This window comes from Planococcus koreensis (genome assembly GCF_004761975.1).
In the GTDB taxonomy this organism is placed as follows: Bacteria; Bacillota; Bacilli; order Bacillales_A; family Planococcaceae; genus Planococcus; species Planococcus koreensis.
Window position 1 is genome coordinate 89,509 of the sequence record NZ_RQII01000060.1, and the last position, 11,073, is coordinate 100,581.

8 protein-coding genes are annotated in these 11,073 nt (G+C 51.9%); 6 read left to right on the forward strand and 2 right to left on the reverse strand.

All coding sequences use genetic code 11. The features are described 5' to 3' along the window. Positions 1-40: 40 nt before the first annotated feature. Positions 41-817, reverse strand: coding sequence for a 3-hydroxybutyrate dehydrogenase (locus tag EGV91_RS14510; RefSeq protein ID WP_135504895.1), 777 nt, complete (start codon positions 815-817; stop codon positions 41-43). A 54-nt stretch (positions 818-871) separates the two neighbouring features. Next, entirely contained in the window at positions 872-2,158 is a 1,287-nt protein-coding gene (locus EGV91_RS14515; protein ID WP_135504897.1) for a GntP family permease, read from the reverse strand. 369 nt (positions 2,159-2,527) lie between these two features. Between EGV91_RS14515 and EGV91_RS14520 the strand changes: the two genes are divergently transcribed. The 6 genes from EGV91_RS14520 (at position 2,528) to EGV91_RS14545 (ending at position 10,628) form a co-directional block, all read left to right on the forward strand. Next, the gene (locus EGV91_RS14520; protein WP_135504899.1) at positions 2,528-3,958 is read left to right on the forward strand and encodes a GntP family permease; all 1,431 of its coding nucleotides are present in this window, start codon (positions 2,528-2,530) and stop codon (positions 3,956-3,958) included. Between the two features lie 189 nt (positions 3,959-4,147). After that, on the forward strand, positions 4,148-5,428 hold the full coding sequence (locus tag EGV91_RS14525; RefSeq protein WP_135504924.1) for a Y-family DNA polymerase: 1,281 nt from the start codon (positions 4,148-4,150) through the stop codon (positions 5,426-5,428). Positions 5,429-5,534: 106 nt separating this feature from the next. After that, a complete protein-coding gene (locus tag EGV91_RS14530; protein ID WP_135504901.1) occupies positions 5,535-7,289 on the forward strand; it encodes an ABC transporter transmembrane domain-containing protein in 1,755 nt (584 codons plus the stop codon). Next, a complete protein-coding gene (locus tag EGV91_RS14535; RefSeq protein WP_135504903.1) occupies positions 7,289-9,070 on the forward strand; it encodes an ABC transporter ATP-binding protein in 1,782 nt (593 codons plus the stop codon). The genes EGV91_RS14530 and EGV91_RS14535 overlap by 1 nt, the downstream gene beginning before the upstream one ends. Before the next feature lie 273 nt (positions 9,071-9,343). Further along, positions 9,344-10,054, forward strand: coding sequence for a cytochrome c biogenesis CcdA family protein (locus EGV91_RS14540; protein ID WP_135504905.1), 711 nt, complete (start codon positions 9,344-9,346; stop codon positions 10,052-10,054). A gap of 73 nt (positions 10,055-10,127) precedes the next feature. Then, positions 10,128-10,628, forward strand: coding sequence for a CcdC family protein (locus EGV91_RS14545; RefSeq protein WP_135504907.1), 501 nt, complete (start codon positions 10,128-10,130; stop codon positions 10,626-10,628). Positions 10,629-11,073: the final 445 nt, after the last annotated feature.

An 11,073-nucleotide genomic window follows, 5' to 3' on the forward strand; every position in this document is an offset into this window, starting at 1 on the left:
GGCATCCTGGGATGCTCACCGCGCTTATTTATGTTGGAAATTACTGAGCTGTATAACCGCCATCGATGACAATCGTTTGGCCCGTGATGCTCTTCGCTTGTTCGCTTGCCAAGTAAATTGCGCAATCCGCAATTTCGCTGACCTCGAGCAGGCGTTTTTGCGGCACTAGCGGAAGCAGGACTTCAGCCAATACGTTTTCAATCGGTACATTGCGGGTCTTAGCCAAATCAGCCATTTGTCCGCGCACCAATGGTGTATCGACATAGCCCGGTGCAATTGCGTTTACCGTGATGCCGTGCTCTGCGCCTTCAAGGGCAGCAACTTTCGTCAAACCGATCACGCCGTGCTTCGCGCTATTGTATGCGGCTTTGCCGGCAAAGCCGATCAAGCCGTTGATTGATGAAATGTTGATGATGCGGCCGAATCCTTGCTCTTTCATGATCGGGAAAACCGTCTTCGTCAAGATGAACGGCGCCGTCAACATGATTTTCAGCATCAATTCGTATTTTTCTGTCGGGAATTCTTCGATTGGCGATACGTGCTGCAAGCCGGCGTTATTGATGACGATGTCGACGCGGCCATAAGCTTTTTTCGTTTCCGCAACCAGGTTTTGAAGTTCCGCTTCGCTAGTTACATCCGCTTTGACGCCCATTGCTTCAAAGCCTGAATTTCTCAACGATTGAGCTGCTTCTTGCAAAACCTCGTCATTGATATCCGACAAGACGACTTTCGACCCTTTTTCCGCGAAATGCTTTCCGATTTCAAAACCGATGCCGCGTGCAGATCCTGTGATAATAACGACTTTTTGTTCTACCATGTTAAATTCCTCCATTATTTTGTAATTTATTTTTTATTCGCGTTGTCAGGGGCATTAGACCAAGCCGATGCCGCCCATGATGATGCCGGCGATAACAGCGATTGTCGGAATGACCAACGCTACGACGAAGACATCTTTATACGTTTCTTTATGCGTCAAGCCTGTGACCGCAAGCAAGGTCAATAACGCACCGTTGTTCGGCAGGATGGACGCGCCAGAAGCCACTGCGGCCATCCGGTGGAACACTTCCGGGTCAATGCCGGTTGTCTGCGACAAATTATAGAACGTATCGCCGAGCGTGCTGAGCGCGATGCCCATGCCGCCTGAAGCGGATCCCGTGATCATCGCCATGATCTGGATTGCTAAAGATTGTGCGACCAATGGGTTGTCCGATACGTTGAGCAGCCATTCGGTGATGTTGTCGAATGCCGGAACAATCGCGATGACGGCTCCAAAACCGACAGCGGCACTGGTGTTGAGAATGGCCATGACAGAGCCCTTCGCGCCTTCATTGATCGAGAAGACGAACTTCTTGTAATCTTTCGCGTTGATCAGCATGATGCTGACGACGCCGAGAATCAAGGCATAAATCGGTTCTAATTTCACAACGTTCAGCAGCACGACGACGACAATCAGTGGAACCAATGATAGGAGCCAGTTCGGTGTTGAAGCCGCTTCATCCGAAGTCGATGCGCCGGCTTTTTCCTGTTGGACGAAGCCTTCGCCTTTAGCAGACAATTTTTTCTCGCGGTAAGCCAACCAGGCATAGCCGCCAACCGCCATGATCAACGTGGTGACAATTCCGATGACCGGCCCTGCGGTCGGCGTCGTATTGTAATAATCCATTGGGATCAAGTTTTGGATCTGCGGCGTTCCGGGCATCGACGTCATCGTAAACGTGAAGGCACCAAGTGCAAACGTGGGCACCAGCAATTTACGGGTGACATTGGCTTCCCGGAACAGCTCAAGCGCAATCGGGTAGACCGCGAAGACGACAACAAACAAAGAGACGCCTCCGTAGGTCAGTAAAGCCGATGCGATGAGGACGCCCAAAATCGCGCGTTTGCCCCCAATCAGCTGGGTGACTTTCTTGGCAACGGCCCTCGCCGCGCCTGTTTCTTCCATCAACTTTCCGAATACTGCACCAAGCAGGAAGATCGGGAACCACTTTTTAACGAATCCCACTAAACCTTCCATGTAAGTATCCGTATATGCCGTGTAGACATCGAGTCCGCTTAGGAGCGCGACGACGCCGGCTGCTAATGGAGCAACCCAAATAATCGACCATCCCAGATAGGCGAGTGCCAATAACAGGATCAATCCAATAAGAATGCTTAACATATGTACTCACCTCTTTTCCAATCCATAAAATTCCCTTTACTTTAGTAAAGCAATGCTCATTATACAGGAATAAAGATATATTGAAATAGATATTGCTTAGCGTAATAAATAATAAATTATTTCGATATTTTCATTTTTTCTTGTAATTTTATTAAAAATGCTCTTTAATTAAGCTTCTGTAGGAAAGACTGAAAGCGGTTATGTATTATTTTGCTTGCGGACATGAAATGTTTTTGAAATAAATGTTATTTTAGAATTATTTAATTAAGCTAAAAATGCAACGATTCAAAAACATTCAAAATTTGTCCGGTAAGCGGCTGCGTTCATTTGCTTCTTATTGGAGTTCTGCATTATTTTGGAGGGAAACTGATGGATTTATTGATTATTCTTTTGTCGCTGGGGCTGTTGATGTTCGCTGCCTATCGAGGCTATTCGGTGATTTTGTTCGCGCCGCTTTGTGCGCTGCTGGCGGTCTTCCTGATCGATCCAGGCAACATCCTGCCGTTTTACTCGGGTGTTTTCATGGAGAAGATGGTCGGCTTTATCAAGCTGTACTTCCCGGTCTTTTTGCTGGGCGCCATTTTCGGCAAAATCATTGAAATGTCCGGCATCGCGGAATCGATCGCCAAGACGATTGTGCGCTTGATCGGTGCCAAACAGGCGATGCTCGCCATTGTCATTCTCGGGGCGATTCTGACGTATAGCGGCGTCTCTTTGTTTGTCGCTGTTTTCGCGATTTACCCATTCGCTGTGCAATTATTCAAGCAAGCGGATATTCCGAAGCGCCTCATGCCAGCAACGATTGCGCTCGGGGCATTCACGTTCACGATGGACGCGCTGCCGGGCTCGCCGCAAATCCAGAACGTCATTCCGACATCGTTCTTCGGCACGGATATCTACGCCGCGCCGATTCTCGGCATCATCGGTGGAGCGGTCGTATTGTTCACGGGCTTAAGTTATCTTGAGTTCAGGCGCAGACAGGCGAAAAAAGCAGGAGAAGGCTATAGCGGCTTCGCAACCGATGCACCGCGTGTCGATACGCACGGCAAAGAAGAAGATGCCAGCTTAGCGCTGTCCTCAAACCAATCGTTATTCAAGCAGATTTTCGCTTTCGTGCCGCTCATTTTGGTAGCGGTCATGAACAATTATCTGGTGAAAGCAATCCCGGGCTGGTACCCGAACGGCTTCGACTTCGCCGCTATGGGGCTCGACAGCTATTCGATCGATGTCTCGGCGAACGTTGCCATCTGGGCCGTTGAAATTGCACTCGTTGCCGGCATTCTTGCTGCGCTTGCCTTCGATTGGAAGCGGGTCACAGCGAACATGAAAGAAGGGCTCAACACGAGCATCAACGGTTCGTTATTGGCCGTCATGAATACGGCGTCCGAATACGGCTTCGGCGGCATCATCGCAGCCCTTCCCGGCTTCGCGAAAATCAGCGCCGGCATATCCGGCACATTCACCAATCCGCTGGTCAACGGCGCCGTTACGACAAGCGCCTTGGCTGGCATCACGGGATCCGCTTCCGGCGGCATGGGCATCGCGCTCAGCGCCATGGGCGACCAATTCAACCAAGCCATTGCTGCGGCCAACATTCCGCCGGAAGTCATGCACCGCGTCGTCGCGATGGCGTCCGGCGGCATGGACACCTTGCCGCATAACGGCGCGGTCATCACGCTGCTTGCGGTGACCGGCCTGACGCACAAGCAATCATATGGAGATATTTTCGTGATCACGATCATCAAGACATTGGCGGTGTTCGTCGTCATCGCGGTTTATACCTTGTTTGGGATTGTCTAGGTAATAGAAGGAAATTAAAAAACAGGACACGGCAAAATCATGCCGTGTCCTGTTTTTTTGACGTCATTTTGCGGTTCTGGTAAAAACCATGCGGTGTTTAGGTTTCGGGCAAAACGGTTATTGATTAAGAACAAGTGTTCGTATATGCTGAAGGTAATGGCAGCGAACGATGAGAAAGAAGGGGTTCATATGTATGAAGAGATGGAGCGGCGGCCAATCATTTGCATCGATATGCGCAGCTTTTATGCGAGCTGCGCGGCAGTAGACCTTGGCTTGGATCCAATGACGGCGTGCATCGCAGTCATCGGCAACCAGGAACGGCGGGGCAGTGTGGTGCTGGCCGCATCGCCAGTGCTGAAACGGGATTTCGGGGTGCGCACGGGCACGCGGCTGTTTGAGATTCCGGATGACCCGCGCATCCAGAAAATCGAGCCGAAGATGGGCTTTTTCTTGAAAGTATCGATGGAAATCACCAAGCTTCTGGCGCAATATGTGCCGTCGGAAGCAATCCATGTCTACAGCGTCGATGAAAGCTTCGTCGACCTCACCGGCACGGAAAAGCTATGGGGCACACCGGAGACGCTTATTGCCCGCATCCAGGACGACATCATCCGGCAGTTTTCACTGCCGTCGGCGATCGGCATGGGACCGAATATGCTGCTGGCAAAACTGGCGCTCGACCTGGATGCGAAAAAGACGGGATTTGCGCATTGGACATTCGAAGACGTAGAGGCGAAGCTTTGGCCGGTCACGCCGCTCAGCAAGATGTGGGGAATCGGCTCGCGCTTGGAAAATACATTGAACGGCATGGGCATCTTTTCGGTCGGCGATTTGGCGCGTGCGGAGCTTACGAACCTCGAAGACGTGTTCGGCATTGTCGGCAACCAGCTTTACCACCATGCCTGGGGCATCGATCTGTCTGAGCTTGGTGCACCGCTCGTCGAAGGGCAGGTCAGCTATGGAAAAGGGCAGATTCTGTACCGCGATTACACGACCGTCGAAGAGATTTCCGCGGTGCTGCTGGAAATGGCGGAAGACGTGGCGATGCGCGCCCGCACCGCAGGCAAAGCTGGCCGTACGGTGACGCTCGCGGTCGGCTACAGCAAGCACGCGTTCGGCGGCGGCTTTAACCGAGCGCTGACGATCGAAGAAGCAACGAACGACACGCTGAAATTATACCGGGCGTGCCAGAAGCTATTGAATGAATTTTATATCGGGCGCCCCGTACGCCGTTTGTCCATCACGCTCGGCAAATTGGAAGACGAAACGTCGATGCAGCTGAGCTTGTTCGAGCAGCGCAAATGGCAGACGCGGCGCTTGGGCGGCGCGATGGACCAGCTGCGCCAGAAATACGGCTCGACTGCGGTGCTGCGCGCGGTGTCGTATACGGAAGCGGGCACTGCACGGGAACGCGCGAAACTGATCGGCGGCCACAAGGCGGACGGCAATCCGTTTACGCCAGAAGGCTGATTTATTTCAAAAACCGAATTATTTTCTCCTCTTGCTGAATGATTTTTGCTAGAATAAAAAAGATTGAATAGACACAATACATACATTACAGCAAGGGGAAAAGAACATGCGCGTATTTTTGGAGTTGGGCTGGTTTTTCAAGGAACGGAAAAAGCAATACGCCATTGGCATTTTCATGCTGCTGATTGTGGCATTCCTCGGCGTCCTGCCGCCGCGCATCATCGGTTTAATCGTCGATGAAATCAGCCGCGGCACCTTGACCGCAGGTTTTCTAGGAAAGTGGCTAGGTGTTCTCGCGGCAGCGGCGCTCGGCATGTACGTGCTGCGTTATGCCTGGAGGCTGATGATTTTCGGGTCGGCGATCATTCTGGCGCGCGATTTGCGCGAGAATTTGTTCCGCCATTTCACGCGGATGTCGCCTTCGTTCTACCAGAAGCGGCGCGTCGGTGATTTGATGGCGCATGCGACGAATGATTTGCAGGCGGTGCAGCAAACGGCCGGTGCAGGCGTCTTGACGCTCGTCGATTCGATTGCGACAGGCGGCTTCGTTATTGCCGCGATGGCGCTGACGGTCAGTTGGAAATTGACGTTGATCGTCTTGCTGCCGCTGCCGTTGATGGCCTACATGACGAATTATTACGGGAAATTGATGCACGAGCGCTTCCACGGCGCACAAGCTTCTTTTTCCGGGCTCAACGACAAGACGCAGGAAAGCATATCCGGCATGAAAGTGATCAAGACCTTCGGCCAGGAGCAGCAGGACATTGAAGACTTCAAACGCATGTCCGGCGAAGTCGTCGACGAGAACATCCGCGTGGCAAAAATCGATTCGATGTTCGACCCGACCATTTCGGCAATCATCGGCGTCTGTTACTTGCTGGCAATCGGTTTCGGTTCGTATTTCGTGGTCGGCGGCGAGATGACAATCGGCGATTTGATCGCGTTTACCGCGTATCTTGGATTGCTCGTCTGGCCGATGCTGGCATTCGGCTGGCTCTTCAACATCGTCGAACGCGGGCGGGCTTCCTACGACCGCATCCGGGCGCTGCTCGCGCAGCCGGCTGAAATCGATGACCGGGAAGACGCCATTGACCGGCGGCCGACAGGCGATATCGAGTTTTCGCTCCAAAAGTTCCAGTTCACCGGCGACGAACGCTCGGCGCTGCGGGACATCCATTTCACCATCAAGCGCGGCGAAACGCTGGGCATCGCCGGCAAGACCGGTTCCGGGAAATCGGCGATTTTGCGCTTATTGCTGCGGGAGTTCGACAATTACGAAGGCGATATTACATTCGATGGCGTGTCCATCAACCGCTATAAAAAACAGCGGCTGCGTGAAGCAATCGGCTATGTGCCGCAGGATCATTTCCTGTTTTCGGCGACAGTGGCCGGCAATATCGCATTTGCCCGCCCGGATGCTTCTATAGAAGAAATCCACCAAGCAGCAAAGCTTGCGCATATCCACGACGACATCCTGAACTTCACGTTCGGCTATGACACCGTTGTCGGGGAGCGGGGCGTATCGCTGTCAGGCGGCCAAAAGCAGCGGATTTCCATCGCCCGTGCGCTGATGATGGAGCCAGAATTGCTCATCTTGGATGATTCACTGTCCGCAGTGGACGCCAAAACCGAAGAAGCGATATTGGAATCGCTGAAAAAAACCCGCACCGGCGAGACGACGATCATCACGTCCCACCGGTTGAGCGCGATCCAGCATGCCCATCAGATTCTGGTCATGCACGAAGGAACGGTTGCGGAAATCGGCACACATGAAAGTTTAATGAAGAAAAAAGGGCGTTATTTCGAAATGTATGAGCTGCAGCAGCTTGAAGCGCTCGTCGAAATGGGAGGCGAAGCGTAATGGAAAAGCAGCGTGAATTGACCGGAAAAGACCAATGGCTCGTCTTCAAACGGCTGCTTGGGTATTTATTGCCGCATAAGAAAATGGTGGCGTTGGCAATGGGCCTCCTCGTCCTGACGGTCATCGGCGACGTCTTAGGGCCAATCCTCATCAAGACGTTCATCGATGATTATTTAACGCCAGGGAATTTCCCGACAGGACCCGTCGTTGGGCTCGCAGTAGCGTACGTCTTTATCCAGGCGTCGAATGTCGTCATCAGTTATTTTCAATTATTGAAGTTCCAGGAAGCGGCGCTGAAAATCATCCAGCAGCTGCGCATCGATGTCTTCACGAAAGTGCAGAACCTCGGGATGCGCTATTTCGACCGCACACCGGCAGGCAGCATCGTGTCGCGCGTCACGAATGACACCGAAGCGATCAAGGAAATGTTCGTCAGCGTGCTCATCGGCTTTCTGCAAAGCGCGTTCCTTGTGGTCGGCGTCTATATCGCGATGTTCATCCTCAATGTGCGCCTGGCGTTGATCACCGTCGTGTTGCTGCCGATTCTGGGCTGGATCATCTACTTGTACCGCAAATACAGCTCGGTGTTCTACCAGGATCTGCGCGAACGCCTCGGGCAATTGAACGCGAAGCTGTCGGAATCAATCCAAGGCATGGGCATGATTCAGGCTTTCGGCCAGGAGTCGCGTTTGCAGGATGAATTCAACGACATCAATCGCCAGCACTGGCAAGCTGGCAAGCGCAACATCAAAATCGACGGGCTGTTATTGCGTCCGGCAATCGATTTGGTCTACGCGTTGGCGCTCATCATGGTGCTCAGCTATTTCGGCATCACGTCTTTCTCAAACTCTGTGGAAGTCGGAGTCATTTATGCATTCGTAACGTATATCGACCGCTTTTTCGAACCGATCAACCAAGTGATGCAGCGGCTGTCCATTTTCCAGCAGGCGATTGTCGCGGCTTCGCGTGTCTTCGCATTGCTCGATGAAGAAGACCTGGTTCCGAAGCAGGCCGGGACAGCGGGCGAAATCAGCAAAGGCGAAATCGAATTCCGCAATGTGACATTTTCCTATGACGGCCAAACCGACGTATTGAAAAACATCTCGTTCAAGGCACTGCCGGGGCAAACCGTCGCGCTGGTCGGCCACACCGGCAGCGGGAAAAGCTCGATCATCAATTTGCTGCTGCGCTTTTACGAGTTCTCGGATGGCGATATCCTGATCGACGGCCAGTCGGTGAAAGAATATGCTGCAGCGGAACTGCGCAATAAAATCGGCCTCGTGCTGCAGGACCCGTTCTTGTTCTACGGCACGATCGAAAGCAATATCCGGCTTCATAACAGCGCCATGACTGACGAAGAAGTGCGGGCGGCGGCACAATTTGTCCAAGCCGATAAATTCATCAATAAATTGCCGGACGGCTTTCACCAAAAAGTGACGGAACGCGGTTCAACGTTTTCCAGCGGGCAGCGACAATTGGTGGCATTTGCCCGGACGATGGCGGCAGACCCGAAAATCCTGGTCCTCGATGAAGCGACAGCGAACATCGATACCGAAACCGAAGTGGCGATCCAGCAAGGGCTAAAGCGCATGCGGCTGGGGCGGACGACGATTGCGATCGCGCACCGTCTGAGCACAATCCAGGATGCAGATTTGATCCTCGTGCTGCACCACGGCGAAATCGTCGAACGGGGCACACACCAGCAATTGCTGGCGCACCGCGGGCTTTACCACAAAATGTATTTGCTGCAAAACGGCATCGTCGAAACAGCGAAAAGATAGACAGGGCGGCTCCGGCCGCCATTTTTCATGCACAATCCATTCCAGCAATTCGGCAAAAAACCGAATCTGGTCTTAGAAGAAATAAATGTACAAAACTACATAAGGTTTTATTGAATAAAAAAAGAACGTAACAAGAACTAGAGCTGAAACAACTGAAAAAAGGGCAAATTCGCAGTTCAGCGCCCAATGTCCACAAAGATGTCACAGGCAAAGGGGCAGTGATGTAGAGGGAAATTTGGTAAGATAGGGGAAGATACCAAAGGAGTGACTTTTGTGGGGACCGATATCAATTTATTTCTGGCGTTTGGCGCGGGATTCCTGAGTTTTATCTCTCCGTGTACATTGCCCTTGTATCCAGCATTCCTATCTTATATAACAGGAATGACGCTGGATGAAATCAAGAACGACAAAAAGACGATGCAGCGGCGCGGCATGTTCCACACGCTATTCTTCTTGCTAGGCTTTTCAACCATTTTCATCGCATTAGGATTCAGCACTTCTTTCTTCTATGAATGGTTCTTGCGCTACGATGATTTGATTCGCCAGATGGGTGCGATTTTCATCGTCATCTTCGGACTGATCGTCGTCGGAATCTTTACACCGAAATTTTTGATGCAAGACCGGAAGTTCGCTTTTAAAAACCGGCCGGGTGGTTTCTTGGGCACATTCGTCATCGGCCTTGCGTTTGCGGCAGGCTGGACGCCTTGTACCGGACCGATCACAGCGGCGATCTACGCGCTGGCAGCAACCAACCCGGGTTCGGGCATTTGGTATATGCTCGCTTACGTCCTTGGATTCGGCATTCCGTTCTTCGTGCTGTCATTCTTTGTCGCACAGACCGGATGGCTGCGACGCAATAGCCAAAAAATCATGAAAGCGGGCGGCTACATCATGATTGCTGTCGGCATCTTGCTATTCTTCGACGGAATGACGTATATTATACGTATCCTAAGCCCGTTCTTCGGCGACTTCCAAGGATTTTAATTAACTAAGCAGGTGGAGAAAATGAAAGAAATGTTCGATATAGAAACCAGGCTGAAAGCAGAGGAGGGGCGGCATGTTTGAATGGATTTCTCCTGAGCTGATGCTCATTGCCACAACGATCGGCGCAGCCGGCATGGGGGTTCTGGCCATGTTCGTGCGCTCCAAATCAGCGAAAAAGCCGGCTTCGGCGAAAAAGATCATTTTGCCACCGTTGTTCATGTCGACCGGTGCATTGATGTTCATCTTCCCATTTTTCCGGGTAGCACCGATGCAAATTGTCGAAGCGCTGCTAGTCGGCATGCTGTTTTCGACGGTGCTTATCTGGACATCGAAATTCGAAGTGCGTGACGGCGACATCTACTTGAAGCAATCGAAGGCATTCGTCTTCATCCTGATCGGCTTGCTGCTGGTGCGTTTGATCGGCAAAGTAATCTTGAGCGCGACGATCGATATCGGCGAACTCGGCGGCATGTTCTGGATCTTGGCATTCGGCATGATCGTCCCATGGCGCCTCGCGATGTTCTTCCAGTTCAAGAAACTGCAAGACAAAACGGAAAACGCTGTTCCTCAATAGAGGTACAGCGTTTTTTATTTTATATTTTTTTAATAGCCTTTTCATTTCGCTTCAGCCGGACGCTTTCCGCGGGAACGGCTTCAGTCTCCTCGTCGCTAACGCTCCTGCGGGGCCTTCAGCTCGCGTCGCTACGCTGCTCCCGCTGGAGTCGCCGGCTGACGCTTCATTCAAAGGTATCTCTTAATAGCAAAAAGGTTCTTTTATAAAAACACGAAAGATAAATTTACTGACGTATGCTTTGGAATCTAGATATGGAGCAAAACAGCCGAGACGCCTGCGGGATAGCGAGACAGCCGAGACCCCGGAAGCACGCGATAGCGGGCTGAGGAGGCTTGGCGCTCGCCCGCGGCAAGCGCAGCGGTTTTGCGGAATATCGGCTACCACATGAATCTAAAAAAGCTGGTTCTACACTAAATGTTGGGGTGTTCACACAATTTATCCCAAA

Bases quoted from the DNA above. Each gene is read 5' to 3' on its own strand.
- EGV91_RS14520 (WP_135504899.1), top strand. From the start codon at position 2,528: ATGGATTTATTGATTATTCTTTTGTCGCTGGGGCTGTTGATGTTCGCT.
- EGV91_RS14515 (WP_135504897.1), bottom strand. From the start codon at position 2,158: ATGTTAAGCATTCTTATTGGATTGATCCTGTTATTGGCACTCGCCTAT.
- EGV91_RS14535 (WP_135504903.1), top strand. From the start codon at position 7,289: ATGGAAAAGCAGCGTGAATTGACCGGAAAAGACCAATGGCTCGTCTTC.
- EGV91_RS14510 (WP_135504895.1), bottom strand. From the start codon at position 817: ATGGTAGAACAAAAAGTCGTTATTATCACAGGATCTGCACGCGGCATC.
- EGV91_RS14530 (WP_135504901.1), top strand. From the start codon at position 5,535: ATGCGCGTATTTTTGGAGTTGGGCTGGTTTTTCAAGGAACGGAAAAAG.
- EGV91_RS14545 (WP_135504907.1), top strand. From the start codon at position 10,128: ATGTTTGAATGGATTTCTCCTGAGCTGATGCTCATTGCCACAACGATC.
- EGV91_RS14525 (WP_135504924.1), top strand. From the start codon at position 4,148: ATGTATGAAGAGATGGAGCGGCGGCCAATCATTTGCATCGATATGCGC.